Annotated in this window: 20 protein-coding genes; 10 read left to right on the top strand and 10 right to left on the bottom strand. The window is 39.2% G+C overall.

Features of this window, described 5'->3' with window-relative positions:
- Window positions 1-34: 34 nt before the first annotated feature.
- Window positions 35-850, bottom strand: a complete 816-nt coding sequence (locus tag LU635_RS12550; RefSeq protein WP_240099754.1) for a sugar nucleotide-binding protein — start codon at window positions 848-850, stop codon at window positions 35-37.
- Window positions 851-855: 5 nt separating this feature from the next.
- Entirely contained in the window at window positions 856-1,938 is a 1,083-nt protein-coding gene (gcvT, locus tag LU635_RS12545) for a glycine cleavage system aminomethyltransferase GcvT (RefSeq protein ID WP_240099752.1), read from the bottom strand.
- Window positions 1,939-2,071: 133 nt separating this feature from the next.
- Between gcvT and LU635_RS12540 the strand changes: the two genes are divergently transcribed.
- Both LU635_RS12540 and hutH read left to right on the top strand, forming a co-directional pair.
- Window positions 2,072-3,604, top strand: coding sequence for an NAD(P)H-hydrate dehydratase (locus LU635_RS12540; protein WP_240099750.1), 1,533 nt, complete (start codon window positions 2,072-2,074; stop codon window positions 3,602-3,604).
- A 97-nt stretch (window positions 3,605-3,701) separates the two neighbouring features.
- Window positions 3,702-5,207, top strand: a complete 1,506-nt coding sequence (gene hutH / locus LU635_RS12535) for a histidine ammonia-lyase (RefSeq protein ID WP_240099748.1) — start codon at window positions 3,702-3,704, stop codon at window positions 5,205-5,207.
- Here the strand turns inward: hutH and LU635_RS12530 are convergent.
- Both LU635_RS12530 and LU635_RS12525 read right to left on the bottom strand, forming a co-directional pair.
- Window positions 5,204-5,578, bottom strand: coding sequence for a DUF7793 family protein (locus LU635_RS12530; RefSeq protein WP_240099746.1), 375 nt, complete (start codon window positions 5,576-5,578; stop codon window positions 5,204-5,206). The genes hutH and LU635_RS12530 overlap by 4 nt on opposite strands.
- Window positions 5,579-5,690: 112 nt before the next feature.
- The gene (locus LU635_RS12525) at window positions 5,691-8,246 is read right to left on the bottom strand and encodes an ATP-dependent Clp protease ATP-binding subunit (protein WP_240100245.1); all 2,556 of its coding nucleotides are present in this window, start codon (window positions 8,244-8,246) and stop codon (window positions 5,691-5,693) included.
- A 248-nt stretch (window positions 8,247-8,494) separates the two neighbouring features.
- On the opposite strand from LU635_RS12525, the gene gyrA reads away from it, so the two are divergent.
- Together gyrA and LU635_RS12515 are read left to right on the top strand one after the other, a co-directional pair.
- Window positions 8,495-11,026, top strand: a complete 2,532-nt coding sequence (gyrA, locus tag LU635_RS12520; protein ID WP_240099744.1) for a DNA gyrase subunit A — start codon at window positions 8,495-8,497, stop codon at window positions 11,024-11,026.
- Window positions 11,027-11,051: 25 nt separating this feature from the next.
- A complete protein-coding gene (locus tag LU635_RS12515; protein ID WP_240099742.1) occupies window positions 11,052-12,290 on the top strand; it encodes a tetratricopeptide repeat protein in 1,239 nt (412 codons plus the stop codon).
- A gap of 93 nt (window positions 12,291-12,383) precedes the next feature.
- Here the strand turns inward: LU635_RS12515 and LU635_RS12510 are convergent, their stop codons facing one another.
- Both LU635_RS12510 and LU635_RS12505 read right to left on the bottom strand, forming a co-directional pair.
- Window positions 12,384-13,136 carry a C40 family peptidase gene (locus tag LU635_RS12510; protein WP_240099740.1) on the bottom strand — a complete coding sequence of 251 codons (753 nt, stop codon included), beginning with the start codon at window positions 13,134-13,136 and terminating at the stop codon, window positions 12,384-12,386.
- A gap of 16 nt (window positions 13,137-13,152) precedes the next feature.
- Window positions 13,153-14,334 (bottom strand): acetyl-CoA C-acyltransferase, encoded by a 1,182-nt coding sequence (locus LU635_RS12505; RefSeq protein WP_240100244.1) that lies wholly within the window; start codon window positions 14,332-14,334, stop codon window positions 13,153-13,155.
- A gap of 113 nt (window positions 14,335-14,447) precedes the next feature.
- On the opposite strand from LU635_RS12505, the gene LU635_RS12500 reads away from it, so the two are divergent.
- Entirely contained in the window at window positions 14,448-16,493 is a 2,046-nt protein-coding gene (locus LU635_RS12500; protein ID WP_240099738.1) for an HD family phosphohydrolase, read from the top strand.
- On the opposite strand, the gene LU635_RS12495 is transcribed toward LU635_RS12500, so the two are convergent.
- The gene (locus LU635_RS12495) at window positions 16,494-16,946 is read right to left on the bottom strand and encodes a transcription elongation factor (protein ID WP_240099736.1); all 453 of its coding nucleotides are present in this window, start codon (window positions 16,944-16,946) and stop codon (window positions 16,494-16,496) included.
- Window positions 16,947-17,128: 182 nt separating this feature from the next.
- On the opposite strand from LU635_RS12495, the gene LU635_RS12490 reads away from it, so the two are divergent.
- Both LU635_RS12490 and LU635_RS12485 read left to right on the top strand, forming a co-directional pair.
- Complete coding sequence (locus LU635_RS12490; protein ID WP_240099734.1) at window positions 17,129-17,800, top strand: SatD family protein; 672 nt, start codon at window positions 17,129-17,131, stop codon at window positions 17,798-17,800.
- Window positions 17,790-18,521, top strand: coding sequence for a DUF3307 domain-containing protein (locus tag LU635_RS12485; protein WP_240099732.1), 732 nt, complete (start codon window positions 17,790-17,792; stop codon window positions 18,519-18,521). Before LU635_RS12490 ends, LU635_RS12485 begins: the two co-directional genes overlap by 11 nt.
- Here LU635_RS12485 and LU635_RS12480 read toward each other — a convergent pair.
- Window positions 18,498-18,905, bottom strand: a complete 408-nt coding sequence (locus tag LU635_RS12480; RefSeq protein ID WP_240099730.1) for a glyoxalase — start codon at window positions 18,903-18,905, stop codon at window positions 18,498-18,500. The two genes, LU635_RS12485 and LU635_RS12480, sit on opposite strands and share 24 nt — an antisense overlap.
- 170 nt (window positions 18,906-19,075) lie before the next feature.
- Here LU635_RS12480 and LU635_RS12475 point away from each other — a divergent pair, with 170 nt between their 5' ends.
- On the top strand, window positions 19,076-20,428 hold the full coding sequence (locus tag LU635_RS12475; RefSeq protein WP_240099728.1) for an NAD-dependent succinate-semialdehyde dehydrogenase: 1,353 nt from the start codon (window positions 19,076-19,078) through the stop codon (window positions 20,426-20,428).
- A 47-nt stretch (window positions 20,429-20,475) separates the two neighbouring features.
- On the opposite strand, the gene LU635_RS12470 is transcribed toward LU635_RS12475, so the two are convergent.
- Both LU635_RS12470 and LU635_RS12465 read right to left on the bottom strand, forming a co-directional pair.
- Window positions 20,476-23,550: a WD40/YVTN/BNR-like repeat-containing protein gene (locus tag LU635_RS12470; RefSeq protein ID WP_240099726.1), complete on the bottom strand. Its 3,075-nt coding sequence runs from the start codon at window positions 23,548-23,550 to the stop codon at window positions 20,476-20,478.
- A 62-nt stretch (window positions 23,551-23,612) separates the two neighbouring features.
- Entirely contained in the window at window positions 23,613-24,377 is a 765-nt protein-coding gene (locus LU635_RS12465; RefSeq protein ID WP_240099724.1) for a LolA-like protein, read from the bottom strand.
- A 97-nt stretch (window positions 24,378-24,474) separates the two neighbouring features.
- Here LU635_RS12465 and LU635_RS12460 point away from each other — a divergent pair, with 97 nt between their 5' ends.
- On the top strand, window positions 24,475-25,347 hold the full coding sequence (locus tag LU635_RS12460; RefSeq protein ID WP_240099722.1) for a DUF72 domain-containing protein: 873 nt from the start codon (window positions 24,475-24,477) through the stop codon (window positions 25,345-25,347).
- Between the two features lies 1 nt (window position 25,348).
- Window positions 25,349-25,768: an NUDIX domain-containing protein gene (locus tag LU635_RS12455; RefSeq protein ID WP_240099720.1), complete on the top strand. Its 420-nt coding sequence runs from the start codon at window positions 25,349-25,351 to the stop codon at window positions 25,766-25,768.
- Window positions 25,769-25,838: the final 70 nt, after the last annotated feature.

Below are 25,838 nucleotides of genomic sequence, written 5' to 3'. Positions count from 1 at the left end.
GGGAGAGATGTTTGCTTTAATATAAGATTAACAGCTATTTCTTCGTAGATGCCTCGACAACCTGACTGATCGTGATCTCCAGATTCTTTGGCAGTTTATTGTCCTTAGGTAAGACAGCCAGGAACCTGTCGTAATTTGAATCATACACGTTTTTAAAAAGCGGATTTTCAAAACCCAGTCCCTCGCAAATTTCTTCTATAAAATCTTTTTGATGGGTTAGGTCTGAACTTCCAAGATGAAATACTCCCTGCCTGTTCCTGTTGATGATATAATGTAATTGCTGAGTCACCTTTTGGATTTCTGTAGTATTTATCACCACATTGGGAAAGACCTCTAAAGGCTCCCCAAGATCAATGATGGTTTTTATTTCCTTAATACGTGGAGAGGATTTTCCAAATACCATTGGCAGTCTTACAATGTTGTACTGGCGGTTAGGAAGCCTTAATAACGCATTCTCGATTTTGATCTTAAACCGCCCATATATACTCTGGCTCAAAGTCTTGTCGTATTCATAAGACGGGTAATTCGTAAAAGCATCAAATACATTTGCAGAACTGATGAATATCAGCTTGCTGTTGTGTCTTAGTATGTAATTGATTATTGAAAAATGAGTGGCGATTTGCGCATCAAAATTCCCTCTCACGGCAGAAATGATAATATCTGGCTTTAAGTTTTCAAGAAGGATCTCGATATTTTCAGTCTCCATGTCAAAATGATGGAACTGATGGTTGGTACTGAAGAATTCAGTAGCCGTACGATAGGTGCCATGGGTATCAAAATAGGAGCGCAGCTCTTTATATAAGGCGTTGCCTATAAATCCGCTAGCTCCTAAAATGAGTATCTTTTTCAAATAAATTAGCCTTTATAAAAGGGCAGTTTTACCTGAGTCGCAGGAACAGCTTTTTTTCTTATTTGAATAAAGATTTTGTTTCCAACACCTGCGATCTCTGTAGGTACATATCCCAGACCTATTCCTTTTTCAAGGGAAGGGGACATGGTGCCCGAAGTTACCTCTCCAATTACCTTACCATTCTCGTCAACGATATCATATCCCTGACGGGGAATTCCTCTTTCATCAAGTTCAAAGGCGATAAGTTTACGCTTTGGCCCCTTTTCCTTTTCTTCTTTCAGAGCTTCACTATTTATGAAATCTTTTGTGAATTTTGTGATCCATCCAAGACCAGCCTCAATAGGGGAGGTAGTATCGTCTATATCATTACCGTAAAGGCAGTAGCCCATTTCCAGTCTCAGTGTGTCACGAGCTGCCAGGCCAATAGGTTTTATGCCAAATTCCTTCCCTGCTTCCATTACTGCATCCCATATCTGTTCTGCATCTTCATTCCTGAAATAGATCTCAAAACCACCGCTTCCTGTATATCCGGTTGCTGATACTATAACTTTGTCTACATCTGCAAAAGTTCCTACCTGAAAAGTATAGAATTTCATGTTTTTTAGGTTAATATCGGTTAGGGATTGCATTGCCTCCGCGGCTTTAGGGCCCTGAATTGCAAGTAGGGACATATCATCACTCATGTCGCGCATAGTAGCATCCATTGTGTTGTGATGAGCTATCCAGTTCCAGTCTTTTTCAATATTGGAAGCATTCACCACCAGTAGATATTTTTCAGCATCTATCCGGTAGATAATCAGGTCATCAACAATTCCGCCGTCATTGTTAGGCATGCAGGAGTACTGAGCCTTACCATCAACCAGTTTAGAGGCGTCATTAGAACTTATCTTTTGAATAAGCTCAAGGGCATTTTCCCCGGAGATAAGAAATTCACCCATATGTGAGACATCAAACACTCCCAGTTTTCCTCTAACCGTTTCGTGTTCAATATTCACACCTTCATAAGAAACCGGCATATTAAAACCGGCAAAGGGAACCATTTTGGCGTTAAGTTCTTTATGCTTTTCAGACAGGGCTATTTCTTTCATTTTTTTCAAAAATTTGCCCAAATTTATTCAATTCGAAAAGAATACAATATTTATTTAGGCTTTTTATGGGAGATTATGCCAAATCATTCTTTAAGTTTATCTTTGAGAGAGACCAAAAAACAAAATGACTCCTATGAAAATACTTTCTGCAGAACAACTTTCCGAAGCCGATAAAATAAGTATCGAAAAGCAGAAAATAACTTCCGTAGAGCTAATGGAGCGAGCCGCAACTCTGGTTTTTAATGAAATTCATAAAAGGTTGCAGGCTGCGCCCATTCCAATAAAGATTTTTTGTGGGATTGGGAATAATGGAGGGGATGGACTTGTGGTAGCCCGGCATTTAATTCAGCATGGGTATCAGGTTACCGTTTTTGTAGTGAATTATAGCGATAAAAGATCTGATGATTTTCTTTCCAATTATGAACGATTAAAGGAAATAACCAATGATTGGCCACACCTCATAAAAGGAGAGGCTGATTTTCCCATGATCGACACCGGTGATTTTCTGATAGATGCCATGTTTGGGATAGGTCTTAACCGACCAATAGAAGGATGGGTGGCCAGGCTTGTAAACCTAATGAATGAGTCCCGGGCTTTCACTCTTTCGGTAGATATGCCCAGCGGATTATTTTCTGATAAAACGCCAGGAAAAGATGCAGCGGTGATCAAAGCTGATTATACATTGAGCTTTCAGGCTCCCAAACTTGTATTTTTTCTTCCTGGAACAATGGACTATGCAGGTGACCTGCAGATTATTGATATAGGACTGGACAGGGAGTTTCTGGCAGGGGTGTCCTCAAAAATTTTTCTGACAGACAGGGATACCGTTTTAGCACTTTACAAGCATAGAAAAAAGAATTCTCATAAAGGTGATTATGGTCATGCCTTGATAGCCGGAGGTAGTTATGGTAAGATGGGGAGTGTGCTGCTAACGGCTACCGCTGCGCTGAGAACAGGTACAGGCTTGTGTAGTTTATATATACCCAAATGTGGATATGAGATCATTCAAACCGGTCTTCCCGAAGCTATGGTAATTACCGATCCCGAAAATGAATTATTAAGTGACTTTCCGGCAGATTTTGAGGCCGATGTTGTTTGTTTTGGAATGGGAGCGGGAACCCAAGAAAAATCGGTGAATGCTTTAAAGAAGCTTCTTGAGTCTTCAAATTCTCCACTGGTTATAGATGCCGATGGTCTCAATATTATATCGGCAAATAAAGAGTTTTTGTCTATGCTTCCTGAGAATTCTGTTCTTACCCCGCATCCCGGAGAATTAAAAAGGCTGATAGGGGAATGGAAAGATGATTTTCATAAACTGCAGCTTGTAAAAGATTTCAGTAAGAAATACAAAGTTATCATAGTTCTTAAGGGAGCACATACTTTTACTATTAACAGGGATGAGATTTTCATAAATAATTCAGGGAATCCGGGAATGGCAACAGCTGGAAGTGGTGATGTCCTTTCCGGTGTAATCACCTCGCTGATCGGGCAGGCCTATGAACCTATATCTGCAGCGGTCCTGGGAGTTTTTATTCATGGTCTTTCAGGAGATATTGCCTCAGAAGATCTGGGGTACGAAGGTGTAATAGCAGGAGATATTGCCAGGAATATGGGCAGGGCGATTAAGGAATTGTTTCGGAGCGAAATTAAAGATCCGGAATATTGACAGGAGTTTTTGAAAATATCTTTATTTAAAGCCTTTATTATTTGGAATCTTATTCATGAAGTAAGATTTTTGCATTCCATAAAACCAAATCATTAAAATGCAAAGCCATCATTATATAAGTTCTGCAGTTTTAGACATTGAAGTTATTCATGATCTTATTAAAACGGGAAAGAAACTAGCCTTAAGTGATGAAGCCAGGTTGAATATCGAAAAATCCAGAAAGTATCTTGACAAAAAGATAAAGGAGAGTGATACTCCGGTCTACGGAATAAATACTGGGTTTGGTGCGCTTTGCAATGTGAAGATCACTTCCGAAAAACTTACCGAACTTCAGGAGAACCTGGTAAGGTCACATGCCTGTGGAACCGGCGATGCTGTTTCCAAACCCGTTGTTAAACTGATGCTTTTATTGAAGATCCAGTCTCTTAGCTATGGGAATTCGGGAGTGGCACTTCAAACTGTTGAAAGGCTGATCGATTTTTACAACGATGATATACTCCCTGTTGTTTATGAACAGGGTTCCCTTGGAGCTTCAGGAGACCTGGCTCCTTTGGCGCATCTGGCCCTCCCTCTTATAGGCGATGGAGAGGTGTATTTTGAAGACAGACTGATCTCTGGGAAAGAATTACTGGAGATAAAAGGCTGGGAGCCGGTGAAACTTCAAAGCAAGGAAGGCCTTGCCTTATTGAACGGTACCCAGTTTATGAGTGCCCATGGGGTTTATGCATTGCTTCAGTCTTATAAGCTTTCTTATATGGCCGATCTTATCGGGGCGATCTCTATTGACGCTTTTGATTGTAATCTTTCGCCATATGACGAACTTGTGCACCTGGTAAGACCTCACAGGGGGCAGATAAAGACTGCTGAAAGAATTCGAAATTTTCTTGAAGACAGTGAAATTGCACAGACCGAAAAGGAAAATGTTCAGGATCCTTATTCTTTTAGGTGTATTCCTCAGGTTCATGGAGCTTCCAAAGACACTCTTTCATTTGTAAGGAAAACCGTGAAGACTGAGATAAATTCTGTGACCGATAATCCCAATATTTTTATTGATGCCGATAAGATCATTTCAGGAGGAAATTTTCATGGACAGCCACTGGCATTAGGGCTGGATTACCTGGCGATAGCCCTTTCTGAACTTGCCAATATTTCTGAGAGAAGGACTTTTCAACTGGTCTCGGGGTTAAGGGGACTACCTAACTTCCTGGTCGAGAATCCTGGTCTTAACAGTGGTTTTATGATCCCACAGTATACAGCTGCAAGTATTGTTAGTCAGAATAAACAATTATCTGTCCCGGCATCTACAGACTCCATTGTCTCTTCTAACGGACAGGAAGATCACGTAAGTATGGGAGCTAATAGCGCCACCAAGCTGCTGAAAGTGGTTGAAAACTTGAATACAGTACTGGCGATCGAGCTTTTTAATGCGTCCCAGGCAATTCATTTCAGGGAGCCGGCGAAGACTTCCGTACAACTTAGCGAAGTGCTTGAGAAATTCAGGGAAAGTGTTCCGGTGCTTACCGAAGACAGAACTATGGCTCCTTACATAAGGAAAGCTAAAATTTTTATAGAGAATTTCGAAATTGAGGATTTCGCAGATTAGATCCTGGTTCTGATCCATTGAACAGCTTCTTCCAGTGTTTGAAAGACTTCAAAAGAATTATTGCCTTTATAGAATTTTCTTTCAACCTGATCTGCATTGCGGCGGGTCATTTCGTTCTCGCTTACCACCGCTATTGCTTTTAGATTTTTTGTATTTGCCGATTCGAAATAGACCATAGGATCTACAGCATAGGAATTTACTCTGTGGGAAATATATCCGTAATTTTTTTGGTTGAAGATTTCTTTACCAAGTTCAAGGAGTTTCTTGTTATTTTCAACATCAAATAATATACCTTCATTAAGTTTTGCTATTATGATATTCTCATGAATAGTGACTTTTCCAAAGTCAAGTTCAATATTTTTTGTTAGCATTGAGTAGGGGCTTAAGACCTACTAATTTAGATGAAATTGAACGATTGTAAAAAAATAAAATAAAAAAGCCGCTTTGAAAAAGCGGCTTTTTTTATCAATTATTTATAACTACTTAAGATTCAGTTTCTTTTACTGAATTCTTTATATCGATCGTTAATTCATTTTTATCTTCGTCCAGGTCCATAATTATAGTATCACCTTCTTTAAGCTTTGAGGTAATGATCTCTTCCGCCAGGGCATCTTCAATATACTTTTGGATCGCTCTGTTTAGTGGACGTGCTCCGTATTGCTTGTCAAAACCTTTCTCTGCTATAAAGTCTTTCGCTTTATCAGTAAGGCTCAGGTTGTAGCCAAGGCCATGGATTCTTTCGAACAATTTCGCAAGCTCGATGTCTATGATCTTATGAATATCATCTCTTTCCAGACTGTTAAAGATCACAACATCATCAATACGGTTCAGGAATTCTGGTGCAAAGGCTTTCTTCAGGGCATTTTCGATCACACTTCTTGTGTTATCATCTGCCTGGGATTTCTGGGCAGAAGTTCCGAATCCAACTCCCTGACCAAAATCTTTAAGCTTTCTTGCCCCGATATTTGAAGTCATGATAATTATTGTATTCCTGAAATCGATCTTTCTTCCGAGACTATCAGTCAAATAACCATCATCCAGTACCTGCAGTAGCATATTGAATACATCCGGATGTGCTTTTTCAACCTCGTCCAGCAGTACTACCGCATAGGGTTTTCTTCTAACCTTTTCGGTTAGCTGACCACCTTCTTCATAGCCAACATATCCCGGAGGTGCACCGACCAAGCGAGAAACTGCAAATTTTTCCATGTATTCGCTCATGTCGATACGGATAAGCGTGTCTTCATTATCGAATAGCTCGCGAGCAAGAACTTTTGCTAGCTGGGTTTTACCAACCCCTGTTTGACCTAAGAAAATAAAGGAACCAATTGGCTTATTAGGATCCTTAAGTCCGGCCCGGTTACGCTGGATAGCTTTCACTACCTTGCCAACTGCTTCATCCTGACCAATGACCTTGCCTTTGATCTTCATAGGTAATTCCACAAGCTTATTGCTTTCTGTCTGAGCAATTCTGTTTACAGGAATACCGGTCATCATTGAAACTACATCGGCAACACTTTCTTCCGAAACCGTTTCCTTATGTTTTTTAGACTCTTCTTCCCATTTTTCCTGAGCTATACTTAATTCCTTTTCAAGGTTCTTTTCATCATCCCTTAATTTTGCGGCCTCTTCATATTTCTGTTTTTTAACTACAGAATTCTTATTCTCTCTAACCTCTTCGAGTTTTCTCTCCAGATCAAGGATCTGCTTAGGAACATCAATATTGGTTATATGAACACGGGACCCTGCTTCATCCAGGGCGTCTATAGCCTTGTCTGGAAGGAATCTGTCGGTCATATACCTGTTAGTGAGTTTCACACAGGCCAGGATAGCCTCATCTGTGTAAACCACGTTATGATGTTCTTCATACTTATTCTTTATATTGTTCAGGATCTCGATTGTTTCCTCTACTGTGGTAGGTTCAACGATCACCTTCTGGAATCTACGTTCAAGAGCTCCGTCCTTTTCGATGTACTGCCTGTATTCATCCAGGGTCGTGGCTCCAATACATTGTATTTCACCTCTAGCCAGTGCAGGTTTAAACATGTTACTTGCATCCAGACTTCCAGTTGCGCCACCGGCACCAACGATCGTATGGATCTCATCTATGAAAAGGATGATATCGTCATTCTTTTCAAGTTCGTTCATCACCGCTTTCATCCTTTCTTCGAACTGGCCACGGTATTTGGTACCCGCAACAAGACTTGCCAGGTCAAGTGTCACAACCCTTTTATCAAAAAGAATTCGTGAAACTTTTCGTTTTACAATTCTCAATGCAAGACCTTCAGCAATGGCCGATTTACCTACACCTGGTTCTCCTATAAGAAGAGGGTTGTTCTTTTTTCTTCGACTAAGGATCTGAGAAACCCTTTCGATCTCCTTTTCCCTTCCTACAACCGGATCCAGCTTATCTGCTTCTGCAAGGGCAGTAAGGTCCCTTCCGAAATTATCCAAAACAGGAGTTTTAGACTTTTTAGAAGTTTTTCCCGTGCTACCACTACTGCTAAACGGGTTCTCTCTGGTAGTTTCATCACCACCGTCATCATCTGAAAAAGATTCAGCTGAAGGACTGTCAGAGAAATCATTCTCATCACTAGCGATCATGTATTTAAACTGATCTTTTACTCCGTCGTAATCTATTTTCAATTTGTTCAGCAATTTAGTTGTAGGGTCGTTCTCATTTCTTAAAATGCATAACAGAAGGTGAGCGGTATTTATAGACGAACTCTGGAATAGTTTAGCTTCCAGAAAAGTTGTTTTCAAAGCACGCTCTGCCTGCCTGGTTAAATGCAGGTTTTTCTTCTCGTTATTAATCGTAACTGTATTCGGATTTGCGGGGCTAAGAATTTCAACTTTACGTCTTAAATGACTAAGATCTATTTCCAGTGCATTCAGTATTTCTATAGCTTTTCCATCTCCATCTCTCAGCAAACCAAGCATAAGATGCTCTGTCCCGATAAAATCGTGGCCAAGTCTTAATGCTTCCTCCTTGCTGTAAGCAATTACATCTTTTACTCTTGGTGAAAAATTATCATCCATTTTATCTTCCTTTCTCAAAATTTATTTTCACTACGAATTTGGTCAAAAACTGTACCTAATAGGGAGTTAGTAGCTAATAGACAAAATTACTTTCATATTTCAAAGTGTAAAATAGTGAACTTATTAACCAAATCACAATAAAAATTTGTTAATAAAAATAAGGCTATTCCGGCGCTGAATGCCCTTAAAGAGGGATAAAATATGTAAATTGCCCCTTAGATTTTTTGAGATAAATTAAAATTTTAAATATGGCTGAAGGAGAAAAGCTAATTCCTATCAACATTGAAGATGAAATGAAGTCGGCCTATATCGATTATTCGATGTCGGTCATTGTGTCACGTGCCTTGCCAGATGTAAGGGACGGATTGAAACCGGTTCATAGAAGGGTTTTGTATGGAATGTATGAACTCGGGGTTCTTTCCAATAGAGCCTATAAGAAATCGGCAAGAATTGTAGGAGAGGTATTAGGTAAGTATCACCCCCATGGAGATTCATCGGTATATGACACTATGGTTAGAATGGCACAACACTGGAGCATGAGGTATATGCTTGTGGACGGTCAGGGTAACTTTGGGTCTGTTGACGGTGATAGTCCTGCGGCTATGCGTTATACTGAGGCGCGTATGCGTAAGATCAGTGAGGATATGCTTGCTGATATTGATAAAGAAACAGTAGATACCCAGTTAAACTTTGATGATTCATTAAGTGAGCCTGTTGTAATGCCAACAAGAGTTCCAAACCTTTTGGTTAACGGAGCCAGCGGTATTGCCGTAGGTATGGCTACCAATATGCCTCCCCATAATCTTTCAGAAGTGATTGACGGGACGATAGCATATATTGATAATCATGATATTGAGATAGACGAGCTTATCCAGCATATAAAAGCTCCGGATTTTCCTACCGGCGGAATCATTTATGGTTATGATGGTGTAAAAGAAGCTTTTAAAACGGGTCGTGGAAGGATAGTCATGAGAGCCAAATCTCATATGGAAGAAATCAACGGTAGAGAATATCTTGTAGTGACCGAAATTCCATATCAGGTTAATAAGGCCGATATGATTAAGAAAACTGCCGATCTTGTTAATGAGAAAAAGATCGAAGGAATCAGTCTTATCAGGGACGAATCTGATCGTAACGGGATGCGAATTGTATACCAGCTTAAGAGAGATGCAATTCCTAATATTGTACTTAATACCTTATTTAAACATACGGCACTTCAGTCATCTTTCAGCGTAAATAATATTGCACTGGTAAATGGCAGACCGGAGATGCTGAATCTTAAGGATCTTATATATCATTTCGTTGAACACAGGCACGATGTTGTAGTTCGCAGGACAGAGTTTGAATTACGTAAAGCAAAAGATCGTGCTCATATCCTGGAAGGTTTAATTATAGCTTCAGATAATATTGATGAAGTTATTGCTTTAATTAGAGCATCTTCTAATGCAGATGAAGCCAGAACTAAATTGATGGAGCGATTTGAGCTATCTGAAGTTCAGGCAAAGGCAATCGTTGAAATGAGGCTAAGACAGCTTACAGGTCTGGAACAGGACAAGCTGAGAGCTGAGTATGATGAAATTTTAAAGACCATAGAAGATCTTGAAGACATCCTTGCCCGTAAAGAGCGCAGAATGCAGGTTATTAAGGATGAACTTATTGAAGTTAAAGAGAAATATGGGGATGAAAGACGTTCAGAAATTGAATATTCTGGTGGAGACCTTAGTATAGAAGATATGATCCCCGATGAGAGAGTGGTTATCACCATTTCTCATGCAGGTTATATTAAAAGGACTTCATTAAGCGAATATAAAAAACAGAATAGAGGAGGAGTGGGACAAAAAGGTTCCACTACAAGAAATGAAGACTTCCTTGAATATCTGTTCGTTGGAACAAATCACCAGTACATGCTATTCTTTACCCAGAATGGTAAGTGTTACTGGATGAGGGTTTATGAAATTCCTGAAGGAAGTAAGGCCTCAAAAGGAAGGGCAATTCAGAACCTGATCAATATTGAACCTGAAGATAAGGTGCATGCCTTCATTTGTACTCAGGATCTCAAAGATGAGGAATATGTCAACAATCATTTTGTGATCATGGCCACTAAAAAAGGTCAGGTGAAAAAGACCAGACTGGAGAAATATTCACGGCCGAGAACGAATGGTATCAATGCAATAACCATAAAAGAAGGAGATGAGCTGCTTGAAGCGAAACTTACTACAGGAAACAGTCAGGTAATGCTTGCGGTTAAGAGCGGAAAGGCCATCCGGTTTGAAGAAAGCAAGACACGGCCTATGGGAAGAAATGCTTCTGGTGTAAGAGGTATTACTTTGGCTGATGATAATGACGAAGTTGTAGGAATGGTTGCGGTAGATGAGTTTGATTCAGATATACTCGTTGTTTCTGAAAACGGGTACGGAAAGCGATCAAGCCTTGAAGATTACCGAATTACCAACCGTGGCGGAAAAGGAGTTAAGACGATTTCAGTAACTGAAAAGACAGGACAACTTGTCGCAATAAAAAATGTTAGTGATGATGATGACCTGATGATCATCAACAAATCAGGTATTGCCATTCGTATGGCGGTTGAAGATCTTAGGGTTATGGGCCGTGCAACCCAGGGTGTTAGACTTATTAATCTTAAAGGTAATGATGCTATCGCAGCAGTTGCCAAGGTACTCCATGATGAGGACGATGTTGAAAGTATGGAAGACGCCGAAAAGCCTGTAGGTGGTGAAGAGCCGGCGAATGGCACAACTATTGCAGATGATAGTGAGGAATAAAAAATATACTTAAACCAAAACAACAATGAGAACGAATATTATTATGCTGGGTCTGTCGCTTCTTTCTATGACAGCTTTTGCCCAGAAAGATCAAGTAAAAAATGCAGAAGACGCCATTGATGATGGTAATTATGCAGAAGCAAAAGCCCAGCTTAAGATAGCAGAACAAAACCTAGGAGAACTTAACGACAAATGGACAGAGAATTTCTACTTCTATAAAGGTAAAGCCTATATGGGAAGCGGAAATTCTTCAGCAGCAGATCTTAAAATTGCGGCGGAGGCATTTCAGAAAGCCGCTGAAATGGGAAATGAGGATGCTACAGAAAGCTTAATGGCTTTGAAAAATAATCTTATTCAAAGCGCTATAGATGACCAGAACAAGGAAGATTTTGCGTCTGCAGCAGAAAAGCTTTATACAAGTTATGAACTAAGTAAGCAGGATACAATTTATCTTTATTATGCTGCCAATAACCTTGTGCAGGCACAGGATTATACCAAGGCTGTTGAATATCTTGAGATGCTTAACGAGATGGATTATGACGGTTCCGGAAAGGAATTCGTAGCCGTAAATGCTGAAACTGGTGAAGTTGAAGTTTTTGGCTCTAAGGAGCAAAGAGATCTTATGGTTAAGACAGATGAGTATAAAGAACCTTCTGTAAGGAAAATTCCTTCTAAGAAAGGTGATATAGCACAACTTATAGCCCGTATATATATCAGTCAGAAAGATTATGACAAGGCTATAGCAGCTATGGATAAAGCAAAAGCTACAAATCCTGAGGATATGAGCCTGCTGAAAGCTGAAGCTAATATGTACTATCAGATGGGTGAAAAAGATAAAGCAAGAACCTTACTTGAAGAACTTGCCGAAAAGGACCCAAATGATGCAGATACCATGAATAACATTGGCCTGATGTACGCTGAAATAGGGGATAATGAAAAGGCTGTAGAATTTTACAATAAAGCCCTTGCTATTGATGAAGAAATGAATAATGCCAGAATCAATAAGGTAGCAGCTATCCTGGCCAAGGAAAGAGAAATTATCGACGAGATGAATGGTCTTGGAATGAGTAAAGCCGATAGTGAACGTTACGAGGAATTGGACGCCGATAGAAAAGAACTTTATAAAGAAGTAGTTCCAATTCTTGAAAAGGCCATTGAGATTGAGCCTAATAATACAGATGCAATAAAGACTGCAATGAATATTTACTCGAATCTTGGAAATCAGGAAAAGGTAGAGGAAATGAAAGCTAAGCTTAATCAGTAATTAGTAATTAATCTTACTAATAGATATACTAAAAACCCCGCTGATGATTCAGCGGGGTTTTTTAATTATAATACTTATGGTAGTCTAGAATAATTAAATGATCTTCTTGATTACTCTAAGTTTATGAGTATGCTTGCGTAATTCGGCACTGAATATTCCCGAATGATCTATACGGTCTATCCTAACTTTGCCATCTACGTGAATTATATAATTATCCTGCATGATGATCCCCACATGGTTGATAACACCTTCGTTGTCATCAAAAAAAGCTAGATCGCCAGGCTCGCTCTCTTCAATAAAACTCAAAGCCTCACCCTGTTTGGCCTGTTCGGCAGCACTTCGTTTTATTCTTTCACCGTTTAGTTTATAGACCATTTGAGTGAATCCACTACAATCTATTCCAAAAGGTGATTTTCCTCCCCAGATATGAGGTGAATTAAGATATAGCAGGGCAGTATCTACTATTTTATCCTTTGTACCACGTTGCGGTTCTGTGAGATGTCCTTCGAATTTATGAGCCAGCTTCTGGCTGAAATTCACCACCGAGCCCAGAGCTACTGGCATTAGCAGACCACTGTTATCGGTAACATATTCTATAAGGTCTGAAGAAAGCTGATAATCAGTATCTTCAAGGGAATAATATTCTTCCTCCTCGATTTTCCTGTATTGCTTTTTGTCTATCCAGGCTTCAAATCCATCAAATGCATTCCTTATCCGGCTCCATTGGGCCCGTTCTTCCAGGATTTTGAAGTGTTCACCATATAAGAGCTGGGAAGTCATTTCACTTTCATGAGATGACGAGGCTCTTAGCGGTACTATACTTAAATGGCAAATACCGTATTGCATTAACTTCTATTCAAATTTAGGCATTACGTTCTATTACCATTGCCGATGCTCCGCCACCTCCATTACAGATCGCAGCAGCACCTATTTTTGCATTATTCTGTTCAAGAACATTTAGCAGGGTTATAAGTATCCTTACACCACTGCAACCAAGAGGGTGGCCAAGAGAAACGGCACCACCATTTACATTTGTATTCTTATCGCTTAATCCTAAAATCTTCATATTAGCCAGACCAACCACAGAAAAGGCTTCATTAAATTCAAAGAAATCAACTTCTTCCATTTTAATTTCTGCTTTTGCGATTGCTTTCGGCAGCGCTTTGGATGGTGCGATAGTGAACCATTTTGGTTCGGTAGCAGCATCAGCATAACTTCTAATAGTTGCCAGGGGTTTAATACCAAGCTCATCCGCCTTTTCCCTGCTCATCAATACCATGGCGCCTGCGCCATCGTTAATGGTTGAGGCATTGGCAGCTGTAACTGTACCTTCTTTGGAGAATGCCGGTCTTAAAGAAGAGATCTTATCCATGCGAACATTCTTGTATTCTTCATCCTCCTTAACGATTATCGGATCGCCTTTTCTTTGTGGTACTTCTACTGGTACAACTTCATTATCGAATTTGCCTTCTTTCCAAGCCTTAGCAGATCTTTCGTAAGACTGGATAGCGAATTTATCCTGATCTTCCCTGGAGAAATTATGCTCGCTTGCACAAAGATCAGCACAAACTCCCATCGCATTATGATCATAAGCATCTACAAGCCCATCTTTCTGCATCCCATCTTCCATGCTGGCGGGACCAAATTTTTGTCCTTTTCTTAAATACAAATAATGCGGAATAAGGCTCATGTTTTCCATGCCGCCGGCTACAACAATAGAGGTGTCTCCCAACATGATAGATTGTGCACCCTGCATAACGGCTTTCATTCCACTGGCGCAAACCTTATTCACGGTAGTACAGGGAACCGTATCAGGTATTCCAGCATCCAAAGCGGCCTGTCTGGCAGGAGCCTGCCCAACACCAGCCTGGACCACATTACCCATCAGTACTTCCTCTACCATCTCTGGTTTCAGATTGATTTTTTCAAGGGCGCCTTTAATCGCAACAGACCCTAATTTTGTAGCAGGAATTGTAGATAAACTACCTAAAAAACTGCCAATTGGAGTCCTTGCGGCGCTTACTATTACTACTTCTTTATTCATCATCTAAGTTTTATTAATTGAGGTGTTGCGAAGTTAGTGATTTTATAAGGAATTAAATAACCTAAGCTTATTCAGACCTATTTTTACTACATTTGAGCATTACCTGAACATTTATGAGCGATTTCATTAATAAGCTATACAAAAATCAGGCGCTTTTTTACAAGGTTTTCCTGTTTGTGCTTACCTCAGTTTTAATCGTTTACCTTCTTCCAAAAGGAGGCAAATTCAAATATGATATCCCTAAAGGAAAACCATGGCAGTATGAAAATCTATATGCGCCCTTTGATTTTGCCATTCTGAAGACCGATGAGGAGATTGCAGCTGAAAAACAGGATATTACAGGCTCTCATATCCCTTATTATAACTTTGATACTGAAAAACCGGACAAAGTAAAAGAAGATGCCTTGGTGGAAGTTCAGAATGTTTTTGCTGATTCTACATTGAATGTATACGAAACAATCATTGATGATTTTATTGAAGAGACAGTAGATAAAATTTATGAATTTGGCTTGCTACAGGAGAGTGAAAGACTGGAACCTGATCAGCTGGTCTATTTACTGAAAGGAAACGAAGCTTCCGAAGTTGCCTACCGGAGAATTTTAAAACAGGGTGAGATCAGAAGTTTTTTAAGTGACCAGATTTCTAATGCCGGTTTCTCATCTTTTAAAACTGAGTTACTGGAAGTCTTTTTCAATTCGGTTGAACCAAATGTCACTTTCAATAATAACCTTACCCAGAAAGAACTTGAGAGTAAACTAAATAACATATCCTATACACGGGGGATCATCGAGCAGGGGAGTCGTATTATAGCTAAAGGTGAAGTGGTTGAAGGGAACAAATACCACATCCTGCGTTCCCTGAAGGCCGAATACGAGTCCCAGGTTTGGAGCCAGTCTAATTATAACTGGATAATTGTAGGTTATAGTGCCCTGGTGGCACTGGCATTACTGATGTTGCTTCTCTTCATGAGAAAATATCGCTCCCATGTTTTTGAGAATAACGTAAAGGTCACATTCATATTCTTCAATATCATTTTTATGGTGATGCTTACCACTTTGGTAGTTAACTTCAACATAGACTATGTATATGTAGTGCCTTTGTGTATACTTCCGCTCACGTTAAAGGCTTTCTTTGATGCCCGGTTAGGCTTGTTCACTCATGTTATTACGGTGTTGTTACTGGGCTTCATTGTGCCCAACAGTTATGAATATATGTTCCTTCAGATCATTGCAGGTATAGTTACGATACTAACAGTGAGTGAGCTATATAAAAGAGCAAACCTTTTCATTTCGGTTGGACAGATTACCCTTGTCTATATAGTAGCCTATTTTGCGTTCACTGTGATTCAGGAAGGTGATATAAATGATATGAAACCAGAGATCTTCCTGACCTTTATTCTGGGAGGCCTGGCAACTCTTTTTGTTCAGCCGCTGATTTATGTCTATGAGAAGATTTTTGGAATGGTAAGCGATATGTCTCTTCTTGAGCTGTCAGATACCAATTCTAAATTATTGAAAGAGCTTGCAGAAAAGGCTCCCGGAACCTTTCATCATAGCCTGAATGTTGCTAATCTTGCCGAGGCAGCGGCAAATGAGATAAATGCAAATGCGATGCTTGCCAGGGTAGGGGCCCTTTATCATGATATTGGGAAAATGCATAACCCTACTTATTTTACCGAAAACCAGACCACTTCAGTCAATTCTCACGATGAACTGTCTCCACGCGAAAGTGCCCAGATAATTATTGAGCATGTTATTAAAGGAATAGAGATTGCTAAAAAGAACAATCTCCCAGACAGGGTAATAGATTTTATAAGGACCCATCATGGAACTACTACCGTGTATTATTTCTATATGAAGGAAAAAGAGATCAATGAAAATGCACCTTCCGAAGACTTCAGGTACCCAGGGCCTATCCCTTTCAGTAAGGAAACCGCTATTTTGATGATGTGTGACAGTGTTGAGGCGGCAAGTAAGAGTTTAAAGGAACCAACCGCTGTACTTATTGATAATTTTGTAGAAAAGATCATTGATAAACAAATGGAAGAGGGTCAGTTCCTAAACTCGAATATTACCTTCAAGGAAATTCAGATGGTGAAAAAAATACTTAAGCGCAAGCTCAAGAACATTTACCATTTACGAATTGAATACCCTGAGTGATTAGTGAACTTCCAGGATCTTATGTTCCTTGCCGTTAAAGGTGAAACTGTCTCCGGCTTTTTTACCTTTCATTTCCTGATAGATAGGGGCTTCGGTTGAAATGGCAAATACAGTACTGCCTTCATCTAAGACAATCTTGCCCACGGCAACTGAAATGAAATAATAATTTTCAGAAGTTTCCACAATGCTTCCAAAATCGATCTGCTCACTGTAATGCTTTTGATCTATTCGGCTTAACTTCTCCTTCATTTTCCTGGAGTTATCCAGATATTCGGCATATTTTTCAAAATCTCCAAGGAGTTGGCCTTTACTATCATCTTCGTCATAATCTGTATGAGCATCATTATTCTCCATGGATTCCTTTATCTGATCCATTTCATTTTGATATTTATCAATCTGCCTGTTCACCACATCCAGACATTTGAAAAATAATTCTTCTTTATTAGCTACCATTTTTTAATTTTTCTCATTAGAATTCTAAAATTAAATAAGCTTTATCGGCTTAGCTAAGATTTAGGAAATATTTAATATGAAAACTTTAAATAAGGTTATAAGCTTATATTTATATTAAATAAGCCTTAAGACTTATAAGGTATACTTATAAGGTTTTAAACTTATTTTTGTATATTTGAAGTATGATAGCAGTTATTTCAGCCGATCTATTGTCTTCTTCCAGTTATCCAAAGGAATTGCTGGAGAAAACCATTACTACCCTAAATAAGGAATTCAGGGAGCTGGAACGGCTCACTAAACCCAACTCTGAGTTCAAGATCTACAGGGGAGATAGTTTTCAGGGGATAGTTTATTCTCCTGAAGAAGCGCTGCTTTTTGCATTGCGAATAAAGACGGCGATTAACAGGCTGCACCTTAATGATAGTGAAAGCAATAAGGCCTTTAAACGGGTGGCCGATCTAAGACTGGCAATTGGTATTGGCACCTACGACTTTCAAAGGGATTCAATTCTGGAATCCAATGGTCAGGCTTTTCAGTTTTCAGGGAGAACCCTGGATGAAATCAAAAAAGAAAATCGCAAATTAAAGCTTAAGACTCCTTCAGATAATATAAATGAAGAGTTTGATACCTCATTTTTACTTTTTGATACTATATCTGATAAATGGAGTACTGCATCTGCCGAAGTAATTTATTATCTTTTGAAAGGATTCAAGGAAACTGAAATTGCTACTGAACTGGGGATTAGTCAGTCTGCCGTCAACCAGAGAAAAAAAGCGGCGGGGTGGGATGCAATCGACGTTTTGTTACAGCGTTATAGGAACGTAATAAATGAACATTTCTCTAATGGAAAATAGTATACTCATTCTCTTACAATTATTGCTTGCCCATGTGATCACTGATTTTGTGATACAGCCTACCAGATGGGTTCAGCACAAGCGAAGACATAAAGCAAAATCTAAATTCCTTTACCTGCATGCGATAATTGCCGGGGTGCTTACCCTTATTTTCCTGATGAGGATAGAGTACTGGTATGTGGCTGTTTTTATAAGCTTCACGCACTTTTTTACTGACCTATGGAAACTACAGTTCCACCGGGACAGTCTGAAAATATTTTTATCAGACCAGATTCTGCATCTCTTTGCGATAGTCCTGGCCTGGCTCTGGATCACATCTAATTTTCAGAGTATAATCCCATATCTATCTGATCTGCTAAGTTCGGAAACCATAATGGCAATACTCATAGGTTATCTGGTTATAATTTTTCCTGCCGGTTTCCTTATAGGGAAAGCAACCCAGAGATGGCAAAACGAAGTAGAAGATGATCTTAGGCGAAACAGTCTGGATGCTGCCGGCAGATATATTGGAATTTTTGAAAGGGTTTTAGTTCTAACCTTTATACTTACCCTCAATTTTTCGGCAATAGGGTTTTTGATCGCAGCAAAATCAATTCTGCGTTTCAGCGATAAATCTGAAACTGGTGCCAGAAAGCAAACCGAGTACGTGCTCATAGGAACCCTTATGAGCTTTACCATTACTATCCTGATAGGTTTTTTAGTACGCCAGGTCGCGTTCTAAAAGCTGAATATTGGCCTGAAGCCTTTCTTTTACAATATTCATCATTCGTTTATTCAGGGCTGAAGAATTCCGGATATAGGTTTCATACTCCTGAAGGGTAAACTGCCCGATGATCATTCCCTTAAGACTGTTTCTGAATTTGATATCCTTTTGAATGGCATTTTCAATATACAGTAACCTTTTCTCCAGATCAAGATCATAAAATGCATTTTTATGCTTGGTGATATAATTCCGGAAAGCTGCCACCAGTAAATCATCCTGTAGTTTCGCTACAGGTCGAAGCGTTTCATTCTGAAACCTCTCATCTGAACTCATGTTTTCTGTAATCCTTGCTGAAGGAATCTCAGGTCTGAGTTCCATTAGGTTAATATCTCTCGGATTCATGGCAAGTAAAGTTTCTTAAATATAACTATTTAAAGAACTGCATTTACTATGCCGTTTTCATACTTGTAAACCGGTTATAAACATTCACCAAGTTAAATATGTCTTAATCGGCCGTAATCCTACTTTTCATCTTATTATATTTAAAAGAAAAGCTAAAGATTTTTTTGATTATGATTGAATCCAAAAATCCGTACACGGGTGAAGTACTTGAAAAATTCAAGGAATTGACCAAACCTGAAATAGATGAGGCATTGGAAAAGGCCGATAAGCGTTTTAAGAAATGGAAAAGAACCTCTTTTGACGAACGGTCAGAACTTATGCTAAAGGCGGCCGCCGAACTGAAAAAGAACAAGGAAGGATATGCCAGGGATATTAGTCTGGAAATGGGAAAACCTATTAAGCAGGCTATTTCGGAGATTGAAAAATGTGCCTGGGTATGTGAATATTATGCAGAAAATGCAGAAAAACATTTATCCTCCAAAAAGATTAAAACCGATGCAGCTAAGAGTTATGTGAGTTATGAGCCTATTGGAGTGGTACTGGCAGTAATGCCCTGGAATTATCCATTCTGGCAGGTATTCAGATTTGCTGCTCCGGCTCTTATGGCAGGGAATATAGGTGTGCTAAAACATGCCAGCAATGTGATGAGATCTGCAAATAATATTCAGAAAGTCTTTGAGAATGCAGGTTTTCCTGATGGATGTTTCCAGAATCTGGTCCTGGGAAGCAGTAAGATAGAGGGTGTTATTCGTGATGAAAGAGTGAAGGCAGTGACGCTCACAGGAAGTAAACCGGCGGGTGCTGCCGTTGCCTCGACTGCGGGAGACGAGATCAAAAAGTCGGTACTGGAACTTGGTGGTAGTAACGCCCTTGTAGTGTTTAAGGATGCTAATATTGAAGAAAGCGTTAGGACCTGTGTAATGGCCAGGTTTCAAAATACTGGGCAGAGTTGTATTGCTGGGAAAAGACTCATACTTCATGAGAGTATTGCAGATGATTTTATGGAAGAATTCGTAAGGCAGGTAAGAGAGCTCAAAAGTGGAGATCCTCTTGATGAAGATACTTTTATAGGAACTCTGGCCCGTGAAGATCTGGCTGAGGATCTCGAAAAACAGATTCAGGACTCAGTAAAGGAAGGTGCGAAGATCATTCTTGGAGGAAAAAGAGACCGTGCCTATCTGGAGCCTACCGTTCTCACCGGAGTAACACCGGATATGAAAATGTTCACTGAAGAAACCTTTGGACCCGCAATTGGAGTAACTACTTTTAAGAAGAATCAGGAGGCCGTAGACCTTGTAAATTTATCTAAATTCGGATTGGGTGTCTCTATTTTTACAGAAGACATGGACTTTGCCGAAAAACTGGTTCCCGAGTTTGAAGATGGTGCCGTTTTTGTCAATGAGCTTGTGAAAAGTGACCCGCGGCTTCCTTTTGGAGGTACAAAAATTTCCGGATATGGCAGGGAACTTTCTGAAGACGGGATAAGGGAATTTGTAAATAAAAAGACTGTATATATTAAATAAAAAAAAGCCGTGTGAAGACACGGCTTTTTTTATTTCTATTTCCGGAATTAATCCTCTAAGAATTCTTCTTTAGATTGTAATTCTTTGGGTTCAATATTATTCTGTTTTATAAATTTAGAAAGCTTTTCACCTTCTTTTTTCTCAATTTCTTCAAAACGCTCCAGGGCCTTATTAAATTCAGATTCTATAACATCATAGCTAGCTTTTCTCGAAACTCCAACCTTTCCATAATTGCTCGCAATATTACTGTATAATTCAGCCATTTTTTCCCTTAATTCAGGGTCAGCAGAAGCTACATAATTATCCCCGGTAGTAATTACAAGATCTTTTTTTAAGGCTTCTAACTCTGAGAGATAGCTTTTGGCAACTTTTTCAGCCTTTGGGTAATCTTCAAGAACTTGCCGGGCCAGCCCGATCTTTTCGTCCACCTGATAAACAAGATAGGCAAGATCTTCGATCATGTTATACAATCTCATTGTATAATCTTCCTGCTCAGCTCTTTCTGCAGCCGTTACCATGGCTTTATCATCATATTTTAACTCTACAATGGTTGAATAGCTTTCCTTACCTTTTGTAAGCACGATTTTGTATTTTCCGGCTTTCACTCTAGGCGCGGTAAAACCACCAAAATCAAGGGTCTTTCCTTTAGCCATTTTTGGAACATTCAAGGTGTAATTCCATGTTACGATATTGATCCCCTTTGATTTTCCTGGAGCAAGTTCGGCAATAGTATTACCTTCCATATCCTGAACTTCCATAGTCATTTTACCAAAGGTATGTCTCTTTTTGAGGTAATACGGAATCTTTAGAGCTTTACTGGGATTGGGTCCTGCAAATTGTGTTTCGGTGCCAAAACTTGAAGAGAAACCACTTTCTTCCACCATAACTGTAGGTTCTGTTTCAAAAAAGTGAACATCCTTTTCCAGAATTTCAGGAGAAAGCTCCCGTAATGGCGTAATGTCATCAATAATTATAATACCGCGACCATGAGTACCCATTACCAGATCATTCTCTCTTTTCTGAATATCCATATAATGAACTGCAACAGCTGGCATATTATTTTCAAATTTCGCCCAGTTTTTTCCGCCATTTATAGATATATATAATCCAAATTCAGTACCTAAAAATAGCAGATCGGGATTAACAAAATCTTCCTGGATATTTCTCGCAAATCCTTCAATATTATCGGTAACCAGTGATGTCCAGCTATTACCATAATCAGTGGTTTTATATACATAAGGTTTCATATTTCCACGGCTATGATCTTCAATAACTACATAAGCTGTGGCCTTATCATGGCTACTGGCCTCAATATGATAAACCCAGCTATTAGCAGGGACGCCCTGAAGATTCTTTATCTTATTATTCCAGCTTTTTCCTCCATCTGTGGTAAGTTGAATATTTCCGTCATCTGTACCTACCCAGATAATATTTTGATCAAGAGGTGATTCAGCAATACTGAAAATAGTGGTATGATTTTCAGCTCCGGAATTATCCATAGATAAGCCGCCAGATTTTGACTGATCCTGCTTAGCCGGATCATTTGTAGTTAGATCTGGAGAAATAATTTCCCAGGTATCTCCCATATCTTCAGACTTATGTAGAAACTGACTTCCTATATATAGTCTGTCCGGTGCATGATCACTAATGGCAATAGGTGCATTCCAGTTGAATCTTAATTCTGTTTTACTATCCTGTGGTAAAGGCTGAATGGTTTTTACACGATTGCTTTCAACATGGTAACGCCATACATTATCAGCACCCTGCATTTCAGAATAGATGATATTCTTTGTTGGGTGTTTTAAAACTCTGAAACCATCACCTGCACCAATGGGATTCCAGTTTTTTGCTTTAATCCCGCCAGGAGCTGAGGAAGGTCCGTACCAGGAGTTGTTATCCTGGAGTCCACCATAGACATTATAAGGTTCGTCATTATCCACGCTCACATGATAAAACTGAGATACCGGCAGGTCTTCCACGATTTCGAAGGTAGTACCGCCATTCCAGCTACGGTATAGTCCGCCATCTGTAGCGGCATACATGATATCAGAATCATTGTTATGAAATGTGATATCGTGGATATCACTGTGCATATATCCAAGGTTTTTGAAGGTCTTACCTCCATCACGGGATATAGAACCGTTCAATCCACCTTTTACTACAATATCCGGATTCCTTGGATCTACAGTAATTCTTGAAAAATAAAAAGGTCTAACCGTAAGTCCGAAATCATTATTCAAATGCTCCCAGTTCTTACCTCCATCAGTGGATTTCCAAAGACCGCTTTTGTTCTTATCTTCTGTCTCCAATACCGCGTATACGATCTCAGGATTACTGGGAGCAATGGCAACTGCAATTCTACCCAGATCACCTTCGGGAAAACCCTTGTGGATTTTTTCCCAGTTTTCACCTCCATCTGTAGTCTTATAAAGACCGCTATTGGGTCCTCCTGAACTAAAGCTCCACGGAGTTCTTCGGAACTGCCAGAATGCTGCGTACATGATTTCCGGATTTTCCGGATGCATTACAAGTTCACTGGCACCGGTAGTTTCATCAATATACAGCAGCTTTTCCCAGTTTTCACCTCCATCTGTAGTCTTATAGATACCTCTTTGATCACCGTCCCCCCAGAGAGGACCCAGAGAGGCGACATATACTTCATCTGAATTCTCAGGGTTTACCTGAATGGCTGCTATTCGTTCACTTTCTTCAAATCCAACCTTAGTCCAGTTGGTACCTCCATCAGTTGATCTATAAAGCCCGTCTCCAATAGAGACTGAATTTCTTGTCCAGGTTTCTCCGGTTCCAACCCAAATGATCTTATCCGGGTTATTTGGATCTATTTCAATAGCGCCAATTGATTGCGCATGATCATCAAAAATAGAGTTAAAAGTCACGCCTCCGTCCTGGGATTTCCAAACTCCACCACCGGCAGCGCCTACGTAAATAATATTTTTATTAGTCGGATGGTTTTCAATGTCAGTTATTCGGCCACTCATCACAGCCGGTCCAATTTGTCGAGCTTCTATATCTCCAAAAATCTCTTTTCCGATAATTTGATTGCTTTCCTGAGCCTGAGTAATCACTGAGAAAAGCACTAAAAACAATAAAATCTGTTTCATTTTAGTTGGTATTAAAAAAATCCTTCCGGTTAGCGAAAGGATTTTGATTTATTGCTTACTTATTAGTTCTTATTTTGGTCATCTGCTTCTTTCTCATCTTCAACCTCAGGAAATTCAAACATATCATCATCAATTTCAGGATTCAACTGAATTTCTTCGATACTTATGGAACTACCCATCATTGTTAGATCAAATGGGAAATAAAGGCCATCTACTTCCTGGTATCCACTTAGGGTAGATTTATTAGTTTGTCCCTTCATAGGTCCCATTTTAATTTCACTTTCAGAAGCAATAATCACATTGTTTTCGGTATCAAAAAAGTAATAAGTAACGTTAGGTTCTTCCTTTCCATTCACCAAAACCGGTTGCTGAGTTAATTTAATTTTATATACTTCAGTTCCTTCCATGGTTTCTGTTCCCATCATTTCAACCTCGTAACCTTTTTCTTTATAATTATAAAATGGTGAAGGAAAATCCTTAGACTGTCTTTTTATGTTTTCTGTGGTTTCACTATCACTTTTCTCCGGCTTCATGGTCATAAAATTAGTAGTCCATGCGGTTTCTCCATCAAAAGCAAGTTGTGTTAACTGTTGTCCCTGAACATCAATCTTGATTAATTGTTCTCCACCTTCAAGCTGATAAATCTCAACCGGAATATCCATTCCCTGTGTTTTAGCAACTCCTGTCATTTTAACCCCTTCCAGGTTACCCCAGTTCTCATATCCTCCTGTGTTATCAAAATAACTCTGAATAATTTCATCAGCTGTTTGAGCATTTAAACCTGAACAGATGAAAAGTAAAAGGAAAAATGTTTTAAAGATTTTCATTTTCTGTAGTTTTTAAAGTTTATAGTTAGGTAAAATTTTTACCTTGAACTATTAGTAGTCATAACTTCAAATTTGTAACAGATAATTTTTGGAATTTATGAAATTTGGAAAAGTAGCTAATCCCGGCGATATAGATTTCACTTTACCGATTACACAAGAACAGACCAAAGAGGTTTTGAAACAATTTAAAAAGTCTGTGTTTAATGATGTTAGGGTTGGTTGCGCCAAGTGGAACAGGACCGATCTTAAGAACTTTTACCCACGCGGCACAAAAGATGAACTTCAGTATTATTCAACCCAGTTCAATTCAATAGAATTTAATGCATCCTTTTACAGGATGTTTCCTTCTGAACAGTTCGCTAAATGGGAAGAAAGGGCTAAAGGTGATTTCAAATTCTTCCCAAAGGTACCAAGGATAATCAGCCACATTAAAAGACTTAATGAAACGGAAAGATTAACCGATGATTTTGTCACAAACTTACTGCCGCTAAAAGAGAAACTTGGAATGAGCTATCTTCAGCTAAGAGATGATTTTGGACCAAAAAATATGGACAGGGTAGAGACATTCTTCAAACACTGGCCCCAGGAGATCCCATTGTCTGCGGAATTCAGGCATAAAGACTGGTATAAGGATGATAGTGCGGCAGACGAATTAAATGAACTTATGAAGAAATATAATATTACTCATATCATTACCGATTCGGCAGGCAGGCGGGATCTATTGCATATGAGGCTCACTACAGATTCAGCTTTTATTCGGTATAACGGCGCTAATGATGAAAGTGATTATACCAGACTGGGTGATTGGTTAGATCGTCTGCAAGAATGGCATAAATTAGGATTAAAAAACGTATATTTCTTTGTACATCAAAATGTTGAAGAAGCCTCACCGCTTCTTTCGGCGTATTTTATTGAAAAGTTCAATAAAAGGTTTAATACCGATTTAATAATTCCAAAAACATTGAATTGAAATGGCAGAAAAAAATATAGCAGTAACTGTAGATAGTGTAATTTTTTGTAAAACAAATAACCGGTTTAAAGTCTTATTAATTCAAAGGAAAAAGGATCCTTTTAAAGAACAATGGGCTTTGCCGGGTGGTTTTGTAGAGGAAGGGGAAGACCTTGAAACCGCGGCTAAACGTGAGCTTAAAGAAGAGACGGGTGTAAAAATAGAAGCAATGCAACAAGTACAGGCCTTTGGTAAACCTGGCCGGGATCCAAGAGGACATACTATTTCCATCGCCTTTCTAAGCCGTATTTTCTGTGAGGAAGAATTAACACCGGCAGATGACGCTAAAGATGCCAGGTGGTTTGCGATTGAAGAATTACACAATATGGACCTGGCTTTTGATCATGATGAGATCATCAACGTAGCTCAGCAGTTTTTATAATTTCCGGATTCCTAAAAATTCATTTATCAGTTTTTAAATCACCAGATTTTAATTGTCTTTTTCAGAATCT

The sequence above is a fragment of the Christiangramia crocea genome, from assembly GCF_022410465.1.
GTDB classification, from domain to species: domain Bacteria; phylum Bacteroidota; class Bacteroidia; order Flavobacteriales; family Flavobacteriaceae; genus Christiangramia; species Christiangramia crocea.
Note: the sequence above shows the minus strand (reverse complement) of the source record. Positions and strands in the feature narration are given on the sequence as shown.